Raw genomic sequence first — 15678 nt, forward strand, 5'->3', positions numbered from 1 at the left:
ATCTTAACTTGACTATTATACTTCAAAAGGAATGGGTTCGATTCCAAAATCCTTGTAATACGTCTCCGCTGTACTTGTAATATTCCCTTCTAGTAACATCGTAAGTTGATCATTGGTAATCGGAAATTGTGGTATCTTTTCCATGATTGGAACAATATATTTCATTAGCGTAATAGGAACATGAATTTTTCTAAGTCTTTTATCTAGTGAATCCGCAATCAAGCTTAGGATTTTCAAATAAGAGATTTGCTCTGGTCCTCCAAGCTCATAGGTTTTGCCTATTGTTTGCTTTAGTTCTACCCCCTTTGCAAATCCGTCAGCTACATTCTTGATTGATACTGGTTGAAGTAAAGAAGAACCATCCCCGATGACAGGTACAATTGGGGCATTTTTGACTAAATCACGTAATTGGTTAACAAAGTTTGGACCTGGTCCACCCTCACCGAAAATCACCGATGGTCGAAAAATCGTATATGATAGTCCTGATTCTCTCACGATTTGTTCAGCTTCCCACTTTGATTGATGGTAGGCTGTATGTGAGTTTTGCTTAGCACCTAGTGCACTCATGTGCAAGAAACGATTGATTCCAGCTTTTTTGGCCTCAGTAACAATATTTCTTGTTCCCTCTACATGTATCCTATTCATCGTGATCCCTTTTTTAGAGACCTCACGAATAATTCCAACTAAATGAATGACAACATCGTAACCATCCATTACACCTGAAAGAGATTGAGGATCAGTAATATCACCATAGACATAAGTGACTCGTGGTTCATATAGTAGCTGCCCTTCGACTGAACGGATTAAAGCAACAACTTCATGTCCATGTTCAAGAACTGATTGCATGACTTTATAGCCGACATAACCAGAAGAACCTGTAATAAACACTTTCATAATAAGTCCTCCAGAATCCAATTCATACTTTTAAACAAATCGTACTATATTTCTGAATATTTTGCCAACAGTTTGTATTACCTCAACATTTTTTACATTGGGCCATCTTCATTTAAAATATCCTTGATTTTAATCTAATAATTCGAAATAATAGCAATATTCAAAAACGATGTGTCAGATTATAAGGATATGATCTTTCATAAATATTTTCATCATATTGATTTGATGTTAGTATAGTTTCATGGGCATAGATAAGTTAAGTCCTTTACAATAAAAGTGAAAGGACGTGTCCATTATGATTTAATTAAGGGCAATGCTAGTGAAGAATTATAATAATAATAATAGATTTATCCATCTAGGAGGTATAGCATGATTAAAGTATTATTTGTTTGTTTAGGGAATATCTGCCGCTCACCTATGGCGGAAGCTGTTTTTCGCGATATGGTTAAGAAAGAAGGTTTAGGAGACAAAATCACCGTTGATTCAGCAGGTATCGGTCATTGGCATGAGGGCGAACAACCTCACCATGGTACAAGAAGCATTCTTGACCAGTATCAAATTAGTTACAAAGGAATTTTTGCAAGGCAAATTCGTCCAAGCGACTTAAAAGAGTTTGATTATATTATTGCAATGGATGAGGGGAATTTGGATTCATTACGGCAATTGGCAGGTGGAAAAGAAACAGGGTATATTGCAAGATTACTTGACTTCGTTCCTCATTTAAATGAAAAAGATATTGAAGATCCTTACTATACTGGCCGGTTTGACTATGTGTATCAGTTGGTGACAAAAGGGTGTAAACATTTGCTGGATTTTATCAGGGAACGCCAAGAAATATAACCTTTTTTAAAAAAAGCAGGAAAATGTAGAACTATGTCGAATTTATGTTTAATTAGAATAAAGATAGATACAGATACAGATATACTACTTATTATGGAAGGATTATATTGAATGGCGAAGACATTATATTCTCGTTTATTGCTTTTTGCTCTGTTTATTAGTATGGTCCCGATGATCTTTGTCGGATATATCTCCTACCAAGCGCATAAAGAATCATTAACAAAAGAAATGGATCAGAATTTATTTCTATTATCTAATAATCTAGCTGTTGAAATTGAGAATTTTATCTCAGAACGATTAATGGATGTAAACCTATTACAAGAAAATGAGTTATTAAAAAAAAACAATGCTTCTATAGAGGATATTAAGAGAGAATTAAAGAAATTCGTTCAGATTCATACCATTTATGAGGGTGCAATCTTAACCGATGATCAAGGGATCGTTATTTATGATACCAATGAAGGAGTCATCGGCAAAGATTTAAGTAAACGAAGTTGGTTTCAACCTGCAATTCATGGAAATATATATATATCAGATATTTACTTATCTCCTGCTTTAAATAAACCCCTTTTAACATTAGTTGGTCCGATCACCAGTCAAAAGGGAGAGATCATTGGGGTTGTCTCCCCGGCAATCAATCTTAATCAATTATATAAAACGATGGATCAATTTGCGAATGAAAGCAAAAATGTGAATTTATCTGCTTATGCGTTCTTAATTAATAGGAATGGTGACTATATCGCACACCCTAACCGAGCAAAAATTTTAAAAGAAAATTTCTTTAAGAAGAACCATCTTGATCTAAATCAATTAGAGGAGCTTAGTAAAAACAAACAAATATTCTATTCGACTACGGGAAATACGGTGAATGCTTTTACTCGTATTAAACCGACAAAGGGATTCCAACAGGATTGGTATATTGGTGTTTCTGTAGCCAAAGATGAATTTTATGCTCCATTAAAACAACTATTAATAAAATATCTCATTTTATTTGGTGTCATGTTGACATTGATCATACTAGCTGTAATTCCTTTGGCTCGATCAATTGTTTTACCAATTAATCAGTTGGTAGCAGCAACTTCTGATTTTGCGAAAGGGAAAAAGGTGAAACCATTAAATCTAGATACATATCAAGAATTAAATCAATTAAACCATACATTTAACCTTATGACAGAACAACTAAAAGAGCGGGAAAAACAACTGATTCGATCGGAAAAGCTGAAAGCAGCTGGGGAGTTGGCAGCTGGTTTTGTTCATGAAATTCGCAATCCCATTACCACGATTCGAGGTTTTCTCCAAATCATGAAAGAAGAAAAAATAATGCAGGATAAACCTTATTTCCCCATTATCTTTCAAGAAATCGATCGCGTAAATCGAATCATTACTGATTTTCTAACCTTTGCAAAACCTAACACTTCGTTTCATAATGTACCGACCGATCTTAATCAAGTGATTGATGAAGTATTATTACTGTTTGAATCACAAATGCCAATGAAGAATATTCTAATTGATAAAAATTTAATGCCCATTCCAAAAACGGTGCTTGATCCAACCTTTATCAAACAGGTCTTTATCAATCTCATCCAAAATGCAATCGATGCAATGCCACATGGGGGCTCCCTAACTATCTCAACACGATATGAGATGACAAATCAGCAAATTGAGATCATTTTCCAAGACACAGGAATCGGGATGAATAAAACAACCATTGAAAAGTTAGGTACACCTTTTTTTACAATGAAAGAGAAGGGAACTGGTTTAGGTTTGATGATCAGCTATCGAATCATTCAAGAGTTAAATGGGAAGATCACGGTAGATAGTCAACAAGGCTTAGGGACAACATTTACGATTCATCTTCCAATAACCAATCAAAATAGAAAATCAGAATAAACCTTCGCTAGACTATTGTTTTTTTACAAAGTTTAAAATTTTAGATAAGGAGCTTGTCGGCATACGCTTGGCATGCTCCTTTTTAATGCTCCCACTGTTGAAATTCCCTTTTCTTCCAATTGTTGTAATAAACACTGAAAAAGTTTAGCAGTCATCTTTGCATCGCCAAGTGCGGTATGACGATCGACAATTGGAATCTGATAAAATTCTAACAATCGGTCTAAGTGATGAGAATCTAACCTTGGAAGGAGATGAAAAGCGATATTCATGGTATCAATAATGGGATGTCGTATTTTCAACCCTGTGTGTTTTTTAAGAGCTATATTTAAAAAGTGAAGGTCAAAATCGGCACCATGCGCAACTAAGTAGGATTGATAAGCAAATTGCAGAAATTGATATATTGCATCTAAAATCAAAGGTTGATCTTTTAATTGTTGGTTCGTGATTCCTGTTAGAGTTTCAATTTCCTTGGGAACTTCTCTTAAAGGGTTTACATAAGTATGAAATGTTTCTGTGATTTGCCCTCTGACAAGCTTGACTGCCCCTATTGCAATAATCTGATCCCCTGCATAAGGATGAAAACCTGTTGTCTCCGTATCAAAGACGACATATTCGATTTCTTTTAAGCGATGATCAGGGTCGACCATTTCTTTTTTAGGAATGAGTAATGGTTGAATCTCATGAAAAAGTTGATGATTTTTCTTTAACAATGCCATACATTAAAACCCCCTCAAATGTGAACCAGGCATTGCCAGATGACGAATGGACCATTGTTGAAACCAACGGGCTGTCATTAATGCTTTTTTTAGTTGAATCCGTTCTTTTTTTGATAAATGGTGAGGATCGATAAAGGAATCAACATATTTTATTCGCAAAATGATGAAATCATCAAAGGCTTGAGTAATTTCATCTGCTTCATCGAAAGTGAGTATTCCTTTTTCTTTTAATGCCTCAATTCTTTCCCAAGAACTCGTTTCCATAATTCCATATTTAAAAGCTAACATTCGTAAGCCATTGATTATATGCAGGATCCCACCATGTTTCATATCGATTTTCCCTTGATGTTCTCCTTTTCTGGTTATAAATCGACCAAAACGATTGATTGGGACTTCAATTCTCGATTCATCTTCAGCAAGTAAGTGAAGGAAAATAGGTGGCTGTGATTGATCGAGGAAAACATTTCGAATTTGTTCAGCTAGATAATAATCTCCATAAATCGGACGAAAATCAAAGAAAATAGTAAATTGGCGAATCATATCTGGACTGCGTTTTTGATACCATAAATGAATCGAGTTGATCCATTGACTAAGGCTCTTTCTCCATTTAGGATTGGTTGCCATGACTCCACCTGTACATTTGGGGAAACCATATTGGTCTAAGTAGGTGACAATCTTTTCAGCTAATTTTGTAAAATATTGATCAACCTTTTCTTCCTCTTTTTCTGGGACATCGGCATAAACAATGGCATTATCTTGATCCGTTTGTAAGGTTTGTTCTTTACGCCCTTCACTTCCTAGACTTAACCAACAAAAAGATACTGGTGGAGTACCATACCCATCCCTTATCATCTCTTTTTCAGCAAACGAAATGATTTTCTTCGTCACCCGTTCATTCATCTCTGTAATAATGGCGGCTAATTCTTTAGGAGTAGCATGTTGTTGGATCATTTCTTGTAGCATTTGATTGACTTGTGATTTCATTGGCAAAAGTTCTTCTAACGAAGTCGTCGATTCAATTTCTTTGATCAAGCGAAAACTATGATTCGAAAAGGAATGAATTAAATTTTTGGTGGAAACAATCCCTATTACAGTTTCTTGATCAACAACAGGTAAGTGTTTAATGTTATGTTTTAACATGAGATGTAAAGCATCATAATAAAAAGCATCAGGGGAAATAGTGATAAGTGGGGATGTCATCACTTCTTCTGCCTGAACAAAAGTCTTACATTCCCTGCCTTGGTGATATTGATATAGAGTAGTAAAAGCTTTAATCAAATCTTTTTCCGTGATAATACCAATTGGAGATTGATGTTCATTAAGAACGATGATTGACCCAACTCTTTGGTCAAGAATGGTTTGCGCTATTTCTAAAAGATAATCATCTTTCTGACAAGTAAGGATAGGTTGACTCATGAATTCAATCACTTTTTTCCGATAAGGGGATCCTTGTATGCTACTAAAAGCTATGGATGTTTCTTTTTCTAACTGTTTATATAATTCACGAAGGCGAAGGGTAATTAACCGAGCCACTTCTTCCATAAAAAATGGATATTTTGACATTAATGATTCAAAAATTGTCAAAGGAACTAACAGAAATTCTACTTCATGAGCAGCTCGGATCGTATAAGAGAACCCTTCTCCTGACATCGCATGAATCAGTCCAAAAACTTCACCTTTACCATAGGTTTTAATTGTGATCTCTTCTTGGTCTTCATTGATGATAATATTTTTGGCTAATCCATTTAAAACAACAAAAAGATGATCTATTTGTTTATCGTTTTGATTTACTACAATTTGATGATCAGTGAACCGAGCTTGTTTAGATACAGAAATTATTTTCTGAATATCCTCATCAGGTAAATGGGAAAATAGAGGTATGCCTTTTAAAAATGGAAGTAACGAATTTTCCACAAATAACCCCCCTAATTTATAATTTATATCGCACATGATTTATGTTATAGTACAAATCGGTTTACGATTTTTTCTAAAGATAATGCTTGATTTTTCAAATTCTCCGCATCCTTTGCTAGTTGGATGACATCATGACTATGTTGTTCCATCGTTAGACTTACTTCTTTAGCGGCATTCGTAAACGAGTGAGAAATCTGCATGATTTCATGAATTGAGCGTTCTATATTTCGATTATGTTCAATTAATTGATAGGATTGAGACTTGTTTTGTAATACATTATCTTTTGTATTGATGACAACATCGTTAAGAAGAGTGATGGCATTTCCAGCTTTTTTCACCATGTTCATTCCTATTTCCATCTCTTCTACCCCGCGCTCAACGGATTCTAGTGACATCTTACTCTCATGGTTTACTTGTTCTAAGAGATCAAGAACCTCTTTTGCAAAGCTTGTTGTTTCTTCTGCTAAATCCCGTACTTCTTCCGCGACTACGGCAAATCCACGGCCTTCTTCTCCTGCATGAGCAGCTTCAATCGATGCGTTTAGTGCCAAAAGATTGGTTTGTTTCGCTATTTTGGTGATCGCAGAGACTTTTTGTGATATTTCTGTTATTCGCTGGTTCATTCTATGACTCGCAAGAGATGAATCATAAATGAGTTTCTTTATTTTTTCCATTTGGTTTGAAGTTTGTTGTACAGCTTCTGTACCATTCATTGCAGTAATTGAAGCGTTTTGCGAGAGTTCAACACTCGTTTGAATGGAAGATTGAATAGACTTGGTGATCTGAAGTACATCTTGAATATTTTGTTCCATATTAGCGAGAGATTGTAATTGAGTCTCAGTTCCAGCACTAAATTCTTCCATTGTAGCTGTTAGTTCTTGAAATGATCCAGATAATTGCTCCGTATATTTTGCTTGTTTCATGATAAATGATTTCGTGTGATATGCAGCATTTTTTAACTCAGTTAAGATTGAATGGATACCGATTGCGATTTTATTTAATTCATATCCGATTTGATGAAATTGATCTCGCCAAAACGTTTTCTTTACTCTTTTTGTTAGATTTCCTGTAGAAATGAATCTGGTGATCTTAAGCCATTCTTCTACAGATTTAACCATTGATATTTGAAACCACGTAGAAAAAATGAGAGAACTAATCATTCCCAGAAGAAGGGAAAGAAAGATCTTGTCAAAGCCAAAGAGGAACAAACTAACGAAAGTCACCAACAAGGGTAACAATCCTAACGCATAAAGGAATGTATGTAAATATGATTTGTTGACAATTCGCCCTAATCTTAAGTTATAAGAATGCTTTTGATCTTGATAAATAGGGCAGGAGGCATCGATCATGATTTCCCCTGTATTTCGTTGATAGATTTGTAATAATGGTTCTTTCGTTTTGGCTGATTTTAGCCCAACTTCATCATTAAAAAGCATACCCTCTCGCAGTCGGTTGGTATGAATTTTTCCCCAACCATTCTCATCAACGATAACAAAATATTCATCTTTTTCTAGAGACTGATCCAAAAGATTCCGAATTACTTTTTCATTTGTGATAAGTGCTGGATCTTTTTCAAGAAGAGGAGAAAGCTTTTCCCCGATCTGAACAACTTTTTTTAGTGCTTGTTTAGCTTGTTTGCTTTGAAGAATTTTTTTTTGATTCATTACCACCTCTCCTTTTTTTGTTTTATTATATGATTAAATTCTGGATAAAAGTAAAATTTCCTTCATTATATTTTTAATATTCTGAATTTTATTTGATATAAAAAAAAAAAGAGATGACAAAAAGGTCATCTCTTTTAGCAAACATTTATTAGCTTTGTGAGTCGTTTGTTTACGCTTGGCTTAATTCATTTTTCATTTGTTGAATATCTTGTGGGGTAGCAGGTTGTGCCGGTTTATAATACCCTTTTTGTGTAGCAATATTAGCTAAATCAAACTGAAATTGTTCGTCAGAATTACGAATTTGTTGCAGGGTTTGTCTCAATTGAGGATTTGAAGTTTCAGCAATCACACGTGCATAATTTTCTAGGCTTCCCTTTAGTTGATTTAAAACGTCATTAACAATTTGTTTTTCTTGCATATAGATCCCCCTATTGTAAGAATGACATTAATTTTTGTTTGGTGTTTTGTGCAGATTGAGCAGATTGTTGTAACATTTGTTTGATCTGTGGATCAGTGACTTGGTTGGCATATTCTTGTAATTTTTGATAACCTAAACTGTGAGCATTGATTAATTCTCTTAAGCTTTGTAATTCCATTTGTGTTAATTGTTGATGCATACTCATAATCTCCTTTCTGACTGAGAATACAAATGTAATTTGCGAAAAAATGTTGTATTTTATACCTACTATAGGATATTTTTGGAGGGAAAAAATGTTTGACCCGACAATTTTTGACAATATTAAAGTGATTTTAGAAGGAAGGATTTATGATCTAGATCTAGAGGGGAAGATTATTATTGTACAAAGAAACGACTGGGTTGATTTAGCGAGGATGTCTAGGAAATACCGTATTCAATTTCGTTTATTGGCAGGGAATCAAGAAGAAACAGCTGAAGTTACTCTAAGTGCAGGTACAGAAGATTTGACAATGGAAATTCTAGAAATAGAAAATGAAAATAAGCCGGGATGTGAAATTTCTATTCGTTTTTACACAGTCATCGAAAATCCAGATCAACAATGTAAGCATATTGAAGAAAAGATTAATCAGATCTGGAATTATCGGCCAATACTCACCCAAACCATTCATTATATATATCCCAATACAGGGAAGATGAATAATGAGATTCTACTTCAGTTTGGAAGAAAAATTGATGAGGATAATATAGAAGACATACCAGAATTGATTGAATATACCTTAAAAACATTGGAGGCTTTATCTTTATTGAACAAAAAATAAAAAAGAAGGGGAGAAAATGATTAGAATTAGAGGACACCATCTACTCTGTATTCATGGTTTTCAAGGAATGGGCTATAGTGAATCATTTGTAAAGGAAATGGAAAAAATTACAACAATCTTGCGTGATGATTTAACTAATCCAGAATTATTGATTCAAGTTGTCAATCAATTAGATGATGTCTGTCAAGGTTGTCCACACAATGGAAAAGATAAGTGTAATGCAGATGAGAATTCAAATCAACATGTGATGGAAATGGATCAAAGAGTCATAAAAAAGTTAGGGATCGAAGCGAATAGTGTCTATACCAAAAAAGAATTATTACTAAGAACACAAGAAAGGGTAGAAGCAAGCGATTTAGATGTGATTTGTGAAGGATGTTCTTGGCTAACGTATGGGGTTTGTAAAGAAGGAATCGAGCGTTTAAAAAGGAGAGAACTTATTTTTAAACTGTAGCAAATTTTTTAACCATAGGATTATTTTTCAATTTGTTATAAAATAAAATCGATGATAACATCAAGGAGGATAGATTCCCATGTCAACACCAATATATGACAAGAAAAAACAACTTCAATATATCAAAGATAAATTACAATTAATTACTTATATGGTGAACCAAATCGATTCCGATTCCATTGAATTGGAAGATTTTCAATATCTGGCTGAAGAATTAAAAGATTTACTTGTAAAAACCAATATGTTTCATTTTCGAAATGAAACGGTTCAAAAAGAAAAAGGAGTACCTGTAAAATAGGCAACTCCTTTTTAATATAGAGTAGTTTTCATCTGGCACATTTGGGAATTAGATTATGCCTGTTTCTTCCTTACATTTCCCCACCATGTTCGAATATAAGGAATGACCCAACGGTCCAAGCCAATACGACCTGCATTGTAACCAGCAACAATTACAAAGATACTGAGTAATACCATTTGTGGATTATGGCTAACCGTACCACTGAAGAGGAAAGAGAAATTCATCATCATTCCAAAGAACATAGCTGCCGTTGTCAAACAACCAAGAATGAGTCCTAAACCTACTAAGAATTCACCCCAAGGAATCACAAAGTTAAAGAAACCGACATTTGGTAAAGCAAAATTCTCAACGAAGCTACCCCACCATTGAGAAACGGATGGATGATCTCCGCCCATTTTCTGTAATGCACCTTTTAAGAATCCTGATGCATCAAATGGACCATCACCTGTTAGTTTTTCCCAACCAGCTGAAATCCATTGCCATCCAAGGTACAATCGAAGAACCAATAGGATAAATGAAGCATAAAGATTTTCACGAAGCCAACGTACCATAAAATCTCCTCCTATTTTATTTGATTTTACAAGGGATAATTTTTTATTTCCTTGCACTATATATATAAGAAAGGCTTTTCAAACCTAGCACCATCTTCGCTTTTAAGCCATAAATTGTTCACAAACTTTTGAACAAATCGTTACAATTTTAAATTACTATAAAAAAATTGTTTTGGATGTAAAGTAATAATTGTAGCGAAAAAAAGGAGGAATCTTTCATCATGAAAAATCACACAAAAATTGTTGTTATTGGAAGCGGTGCAGTGGGTTCAACTTTTGCCTATACTGTTCTTTTAAAAGGATTAGCCAATGAATTAGTAATTATTGACAAAAACAGAGATAAGGCTGAAGGGGATGCTCTGGATTTAAACCATGGTTTACTTTTGGCCCAACCGATGAAAATCTATGCTGGAGATTATTCAGATTGTAAAGATGCAGATATTATCGTGATTACGGCAGGGGCAGCACAAAAACCAGGAGAGACTCGCCTTGATTTATTACAAAGAAACGTCTCCATCTATCATCAAATCCTTTCAGAAGTCACGAAGTTTAATCAAGATGCGATATTTTTAATTGCTACGAATCCCGTAGATATTCTCACATATATCAGCATAAAGCTAACCAATATACCCAAAGAACGAATCATTGGTTCTGGCACACTACTAGATAGTGCACGTTTTCGTTATTTGATATCGGAAAAAATAAAGATTGACCCGAGAAGTATTCATGGTATGATTATTGGAGAACATGGGGATACCGAACTTGCTGCATGGAGTTTATTAAATATTGCAGGGATCAACCAAGTAAAAGCTGATACAACTTCTCGATGTTATTTGTCACCAGAAGATAAGGAAGAGATCTATCAACAAACAAAGAATGCTGCTTATCAGATCATTGAAAAGAAAGGTTCAACCTATTATGCGATTGCCTTATCGTTGGCAAGAATATGTGAAGCCATTTTACATGATCAAAAGTCTATTTTGCCTGTTTCTACTTATTTAGAAAACTATAAAGGAATTCGTGATGTTTGTTTAGGAATTCCTAGTATCGTTGGAAAGAATGGAGTTGAAGAAATACTTGATCTACCTTTAACATCGGAAGAGGAGGAAAAACTTTTACATTCAGCTCAACAATTAGGGAACTTTATTCGGCAAATTCAATTACCAAATTTTTCGCCCGCTTCTTAATCAATTATAGATAGGGGAAAAGATAAGATAGGGAAGGAAAAAATCGATGTCAATCAAACTTTTTACCGATAGTAGTTGTGATTTACCTGAAGATATCATGAAACATTACAATATTCATGTGATTCCATTACACATCTCCTTCCGAAGTGAGCATTTTCTTGATCGCGTCAATTTGGGGGTAAACGAATTTTATCAAAAAATGAAAATTGAAGAAGAGCTACCGAAAACGGCAGCACCATCTCCTCATGATTTTCTTCATCACTTTGAAAATGTCATGGGATCGGAGGATCAAGGGATTGTGATTACCTTATCTTCACAGCTAAGTAGTACATATCAGAGTGCGAAAATGGCTGTTGAGATGTATAAAGAAGAACATCCTCATGTAAAAATGGTTGCTCTTGATGCAAAAAATGCTTCGATTGGCTTAGGAGTGATTCTTATTCAAGTAGCCCAACTCATTAAGGAAGGGCATACATTTGAGGAGGTTGTTGCGAAAACCAAACATATTATTGATCATTCACATATTCTGATTTTCTTAGATACCTTAGAAAATGTAATCAAAGGTGGTAGATTGGACCGGGTAAGAGGCAAAATTGCATCAGTTCTATCGATCAAATTACTAATGAAAAATAGCTTTGAAGGCTCCTTAGAAGTCGTAGATAAAGTAAGGGGCACAAAGAATGCGATCAAACGACTCATTGATTTAATTGAGGAATATGGAGAGAATTTGGAGCAAAAGATTTTAGGGATTGCCCATTCACAATGCGAGGAAAAAGCGTTAATGATCAAAGAGATAATTGAAAAAAGGTATCGATTCGCTCGAATTATCTTAACGGAAATTGGTCCAACGATTGGCACTTATGCCGGTGAAGGCGGGTTACTAATTTCATTTTAGTTGAAGGCAAAATTATAGGCTTGTATATTTTCCAACAATGGAATCTATACAAGCCTTTTTAATCGTACGATTAAAGTGTAAAGTAAGCTTGTATCAAGAAAATATGAAGAAAGGTAAATATACTTATTTGCAGAATGTTCATACTCAGATAGAAAAATGTAAACAATAATAGAAATATATTATAAAAAGAGTGAGTGGGAGAATGATGAATTTTCGAATTCCATTAGAGCATGGCATTGATTTTGTAGGAGATGTACATGCTTGTTATGACGAACTAATAGAAGGAATGGAACGATTAGGTTACCAAAAACAAGTGGATGGAACCTATGTTCACCCTAACCAAAGAAAAATTTTATTTTTAGGGGATATGATGAGTCGTGGGCCATATTCATTAAGAGTAATGCGGTTGGTTATGGATTTGGTGAAAAACAACCTAGCTTATGCGATTGATGGCAATCATAATTGGAAAATTGCCCGTTATTTAATGGGGAGAAATGTCAAAATGGCACATGGTGATGAACGATTCGTTGAAGAACTGAAACTGTATGAAAAAGAAAATGGCAAACAAAAAACAGAAGCGTTCAAAGAAGAAATGAAAGAATTCTTGTTGTCTTTGCCCTCTCATTACATCATTACAGATAAAGGAAAGGATGTAGCAGTTGCCGTTCATGCGGGGATTCGTGATCAAGACATTGGTAAGGATTCTCCTGCAATTCGTTCGTTTACCCGTTATGGAGATACAGCAGGTCTTGATGAAAAAGGAAAGCCAATTCGCAGAGACTGGACGATTCATCATCATAATGACCTTTTGATTATTTGGGGACATGATCCCAGCCCTTCGGCAAAAGTCATCAATAATACGATTAACCTTGATCAAGGATGCGTCTTTGGTGGACGATTAACATTTCTTCGTTATCCCGAAATGGAGATTGTCCAAGTTGATGCGAAAGAGAATTATGCCAATGATCAAGAACACCCGATTAGCAAACACTTTGGTAGAGTGTAAACATTTTTTAAACCTATGATACAAAAAGAAAAAGTGGTATGATGGGGATAACAAATTTTAACAATTCTTTTGGAATAAGGAGGAAAAGTGTCATGTCAGAACAGCGGAAGAAATCCTTACCAAAACGGAATGAAATTGATCTAAAATATAAATGGGATCTTGAAGCAATCTATGCCAATGATCAAGACTGGGAACATGATTTTAAAAAAGCAAAAGATTTGGCCGATCAATTAAAAAAATATGAGGGAAAACTTGAGAACTCACCTCAAGATTTGTTACATGTTTTAAAATTATCGGATCAGGTTTCTGAATTGGTTGGTCGGATTTTTGTTTATGCGAGAATGAGAAAAGATGAAGATAATACTAATGCCAAATATCAGGCACTTGCAGATCGAGCTAATAGTCTTAGTATCGAGGTCAATAGTGCAAGTTCCTATATTGTTCCCGAAATTTTAGCGATTTCAACAGAGACGTTAAAAAAATATATTCAAGAAGAAAAAGGACTACAACTCTACCAACAATATTTAGATGAAATTATTCGGATGAAGCCTCATGTTTTATCAACAGAAGAAGAGAAATTATTAGCCCAAGTAGGAGAAGTTGCGCAAGCACCAGATAATATCTTTGGGATGTTAAATAACGCGGATATTAAGTTTCCTACAATCAAAGATGAAAATGGCGAAGAGGTTGAATTAACCAAAGGTCGTTACATTCAATTCATGGAAAGTGCTGATCGTCGAGTGCGTAAAGATGCGTTCACAGCGTTATATCAAACTTACGGTAATTTAAAGAATACTTTTGCAGCGACATTAAATGCGAATGTGAAGAAAAATGTTTTTTATGCCAAAGTAAGGAAATATCCATCTGCTTTGGTCGCTTCATTGGATGATGACAATGTCTCTCAAGAGGTTTACGATAATTTAATCGCTACTGTACATAAAAATATGGATTTGATGTATCGTTATGTGAAACTACGTAAAAAACTTCTTGGTATGGACGAACTTCATATGTATGATCTATATACACCCATTGTGAAAGATGTGAAAATCCATGTTCCTTATGAAAAGGCACAAGAAATTGTGATAAAGGGATTAGAACCATTGGGAAAAGATTATCTGACTCAATTACAAAAAGGCTTTGAATCTCGTTGGATTGATGTGTATGAGAATCAGGGTAAAACGAGTGGAGCTTATTCCTGGGGGGCATATGGAACCCATCCGTATATTTTGTTAAACTATCAGAATAATGTGAACGACATGTTTACATTGGCTCACGAACTTGGGCATTCCATGCATTCCTTCTATTCCCATGCGAACCAACCTTATGTGTATTCCCATTATAAAATCTTTGTTGCTGAGGTCGCATCCACGTTAAATGAAGCTTTGCTGATGAACTATTTATTAAAAACAACCACCGATAAAAATGAAAAGCTTTATTATCTTAATCACTATCTCGAGCAGTTCCGTGCGACCGTTTATCGTCAAACGATGTTTGCTGAATTTGAGAAGATGATTCATGAAAAGGTAGAGTCTGGTGAAGCATTAACGCCTGAGCTACTCAATCAAATGTACCATGAATTAAATATGAAATATTATGGTCCAGAAATGGTGGTTGACGATTTGATTGATTTGGAATGGGCAAGGATTCCGCATTTCTATATGAACTTCTATGTGTATAAATATGCGACAGGTTTCTCAGCAGCAATAAGTCTATCTCAACAAATCCTTGAAGAAGGGCAACCAGCTGTCGATCGTTATCTTACTTTCTTAAAATCGGGTAGTTCCGATTATCCGGTGAACCTTTTGAAAAAAGCAGGAGTGGATATGAATACCCCTGAACCTGTTCAGAAGGCCTTAGATGTATTTAAGGAAATTCTAGATCAAATGGAAGCGTTATTGGCAGAAAAGTAACCGATAACGTCCACATAGCCATCCATCAAGATTAGATCAATATGGTGAAGCTCTAAATCAAGAGTTTGCAAAGGATTTTGGTGTCGTCTCCAACAAAGAGGCAAAGAATCAGCAAAAATAAGAGAAATGAATTGTAAAGTATGGGGCTAGTCGTAGCCCCTTTTCTCAATCATACCTTTGATTCCACTTTCCCTAGACTTGAATTTATTTTTTCGTCTAGTAA

16 protein-coding genes are annotated in these 15678 nt (G+C 34.9%); 9 read left to right on the forward strand and 7 right to left on the reverse strand.

Features of this window, described 5'->3' with window-relative positions; genetic code table 11:
• Positions 1 to 15 precede the first annotated feature (15 nt).
• On the reverse strand, positions 16 to 894 hold the full coding sequence (locus tag EDD72_RS06670) for a complex I NDUFA9 subunit family protein (protein ID WP_132768567.1): 879 nt from the start codon (positions 892 to 894) through the stop codon (positions 16 to 18).
• 369 nt (positions 895 to 1263) lie between these two features.
• On the opposite strand from EDD72_RS06670, the gene EDD72_RS06675 reads away from it, so the two are divergent.
• Positions 1264 to 1734: a low molecular weight protein-tyrosine-phosphatase gene (locus EDD72_RS06675; protein ID WP_132768569.1), complete on the forward strand. Its 471-nt coding sequence runs from the start codon at positions 1264 to 1266 to the stop codon at positions 1732 to 1734.
• A gap of 111 nt (positions 1735 to 1845) precedes the next feature.
• Positions 1846 to 3624, forward strand: a complete 1779-nt coding sequence (locus EDD72_RS06680; RefSeq protein WP_132768571.1) for an ATP-binding protein — start codon at positions 1846 to 1848, stop codon at positions 3622 to 3624.
• 32 nt (positions 3625 to 3656) lie between these two features.
• Here the strand turns inward: EDD72_RS06680 and EDD72_RS06685 are convergent, their stop codons facing one another.
• The 5 genes from EDD72_RS06685 to EDD72_RS06705 all read right to left on the reverse strand — a co-directional run bounded on the left by EDD72_RS06685 (position 3657) and on the right by EDD72_RS06705 (position 8535).
• The gene (locus EDD72_RS06685; protein WP_132768573.1) at positions 3657 to 4340 is read right to left on the reverse strand and encodes a 3'-5' exonuclease; all 684 of its coding nucleotides are present in this window, start codon (positions 4338 to 4340) and stop codon (positions 3657 to 3659) included.
• Positions 4341 to 4343: 3 nt separating this feature from the next.
• Positions 4344 to 6254: a DUF294 nucleotidyltransferase-like domain-containing protein gene (locus EDD72_RS06690; RefSeq protein ID WP_165894993.1), complete on the reverse strand. Its 1911-nt coding sequence runs from the start codon at positions 6252 to 6254 to the stop codon at positions 4344 to 4346.
• Positions 6255 to 6298: 44 nt separating this feature from the next.
• Positions 6299 to 7918 (reverse strand): methyl-accepting chemotaxis protein, encoded by a 1620-nt coding sequence (locus tag EDD72_RS06695; RefSeq protein WP_132768577.1) that lies wholly within the window; start codon positions 7916 to 7918, stop codon positions 6299 to 6301.
• A 169-nt stretch (positions 7919 to 8087) separates the two neighbouring features.
• Positions 8088 to 8336: a spore coat protein gene (locus tag EDD72_RS06700; RefSeq protein WP_132768579.1), complete on the reverse strand. Its 249-nt coding sequence runs from the start codon at positions 8334 to 8336 to the stop codon at positions 8088 to 8090.
• Between the two features lie 10 nt (positions 8337 to 8346).
• A complete protein-coding gene (locus EDD72_RS06705; protein WP_132768581.1) occupies positions 8347 to 8535 on the reverse strand; it encodes a hypothetical protein in 189 nt (62 codons plus the stop codon).
• A gap of 94 nt (positions 8536 to 8629) precedes the next feature.
• Here EDD72_RS06705 and EDD72_RS06710 point away from each other — a divergent pair, with 94 nt between their 5' ends.
• The 3 genes from EDD72_RS06710 (at position 8630) to EDD72_RS06720 (ending at position 9906) form a co-directional block, all read left to right on the forward strand.
• Entirely contained in the window at positions 8630 to 9154 is a 525-nt protein-coding gene (locus tag EDD72_RS06710; protein ID WP_132768584.1) for a hypothetical protein, read from the forward strand.
• Between the two features lie 16 nt (positions 9155 to 9170).
• Positions 9171 to 9608, forward strand: a complete 438-nt coding sequence (locus EDD72_RS06715) for a DUF1284 domain-containing protein (RefSeq protein WP_132768586.1) — start codon at positions 9171 to 9173, stop codon at positions 9606 to 9608.
• Positions 9609 to 9687: 79 nt separating this feature from the next.
• Positions 9688 to 9906 (forward strand): SE1561 family protein, encoded by a 219-nt coding sequence (locus tag EDD72_RS06720; protein WP_132768588.1) that lies wholly within the window; start codon positions 9688 to 9690, stop codon positions 9904 to 9906.
• 53 nt (positions 9907 to 9959) lie between these two features.
• Here the strand turns inward: EDD72_RS06720 and EDD72_RS06725 are convergent, their stop codons facing one another.
• Positions 9960 to 10457: a DoxX family protein gene (locus EDD72_RS06725; RefSeq protein ID WP_132768590.1), complete on the reverse strand. Its 498-nt coding sequence runs from the start codon at positions 10455 to 10457 to the stop codon at positions 9960 to 9962.
• Between the two features lie 221 nt (positions 10458 to 10678).
• Here EDD72_RS06725 and EDD72_RS06730 point away from each other — a divergent pair, with 221 nt between their 5' ends.
• The 4 genes from EDD72_RS06730 (at position 10679) to pepF (ending at position 15455) form a co-directional block, all read left to right on the forward strand.
• Positions 10679 to 11644, forward strand: coding sequence for an L-lactate dehydrogenase (locus tag EDD72_RS06730; RefSeq protein ID WP_132768593.1), 966 nt, complete (start codon positions 10679 to 10681; stop codon positions 11642 to 11644).
• Between the two features lie 46 nt (positions 11645 to 11690).
• Entirely contained in the window at positions 11691 to 12539 is an 849-nt protein-coding gene (locus tag EDD72_RS06735; protein ID WP_132768596.1) for a DegV family protein, read from the forward strand.
• A 205-nt stretch (positions 12540 to 12744) separates the two neighbouring features.
• Positions 12745 to 13545, forward strand: a complete 801-nt coding sequence (gene prpE / locus EDD72_RS06740) for a bis(5'-nucleosyl)-tetraphosphatase PrpE (protein WP_243643793.1) — start codon at positions 12745 to 12747, stop codon at positions 13543 to 13545.
• Positions 13546 to 13637: 92 nt separating this feature from the next.
• Positions 13638 to 15455: an oligoendopeptidase F gene (pepF, locus tag EDD72_RS06745; RefSeq protein WP_132768601.1), complete on the forward strand. Its 1818-nt coding sequence runs from the start codon at positions 13638 to 13640 to the stop codon at positions 15453 to 15455.
• Positions 15456 to 15678 lie beyond the last annotated feature (223 nt).

The sequence above is a fragment of the Tepidibacillus fermentans genome (assembly GCF_004342885.1).
Classification (GTDB): domain Bacteria; phylum Bacillota; class Bacilli; order Tepidibacillales; family Tepidibacillaceae; genus Tepidibacillus; species Tepidibacillus fermentans.

What these genes read in the sequence shown, in the direction of transcription:
- EDD72_RS06670 (WP_132768567.1), bottom strand. Translation starts at nt 894, where the DNA reads ATGAAAGTGTTTATTACAGGTTCTTCTGGTTATGTCGGCTATAAAGTC.
- EDD72_RS06675 (WP_132768569.1), top strand. Translation starts at nt 1,264, where the DNA reads ATGATTAAAGTATTATTTGTTTGTTTAGGGAATATCTGCCGCTCACCT.
- EDD72_RS06680 (WP_132768571.1), top strand. Translation starts at nt 1,846, where the DNA reads ATGGCGAAGACATTATATTCTCGTTTATTGCTTTTTGCTCTGTTTATT.
- EDD72_RS06685 (WP_132768573.1), bottom strand. Translation starts at nt 4,340, where the DNA reads ATGGCATTGTTAAAGAAAAATCATCAACTTTTTCATGAGATTCAACCA.
- EDD72_RS06695 (WP_132768577.1), bottom strand. Translation starts at nt 7,918, where the DNA reads ATGAATCAAAAAAAAATTCTTCAAAGCAAACAAGCTAAACAAGCACTA.
- EDD72_RS06700 (WP_132768579.1), bottom strand. Translation starts at nt 8,336, where the DNA reads ATGCAAGAAAAACAAATTGTTAATGACGTTTTAAATCAACTAAAGGGA.
- EDD72_RS06705 (WP_132768581.1), bottom strand. Translation starts at nt 8,535, where the DNA reads ATGCATCAACAATTAACACAAATGGAATTACAAAGCTTAAGAGAATTA.
- EDD72_RS06710 (WP_132768584.1), top strand. Translation starts at nt 8,630, where the DNA reads ATGTTTGACCCGACAATTTTTGACAATATTAAAGTGATTTTAGAAGGA.
- EDD72_RS06715 (WP_132768586.1), top strand. Translation starts at nt 9,171, where the DNA reads ATGATTAGAATTAGAGGACACCATCTACTCTGTATTCATGGTTTTCAA.
- EDD72_RS06720 (WP_132768588.1), top strand. Translation starts at nt 9,688, where the DNA reads ATGTCAACACCAATATATGACAAGAAAAAACAACTTCAATATATCAAA.
- EDD72_RS06725 (WP_132768590.1), bottom strand. Translation starts at nt 10,457, where the DNA reads ATGGTACGTTGGCTTCGTGAAAATCTTTATGCTTCATTTATCCTATTG.
- EDD72_RS06730 (WP_132768593.1), top strand. Translation starts at nt 10,679, where the DNA reads ATGAAAAATCACACAAAAATTGTTGTTATTGGAAGCGGTGCAGTGGGT.
- EDD72_RS06735 (WP_132768596.1), top strand. Translation starts at nt 11,691, where the DNA reads ATGTCAATCAAACTTTTTACCGATAGTAGTTGTGATTTACCTGAAGAT.
- prpE (WP_243643793.1), top strand. Translation starts at nt 12,745, where the DNA reads ATGAATTTTCGAATTCCATTAGAGCATGGCATTGATTTTGTAGGAGAT.
- pepF (WP_132768601.1), top strand. Translation starts at nt 13,638, where the DNA reads ATGTCAGAACAGCGGAAGAAATCCTTACCAAAACGGAATGAAATTGAT.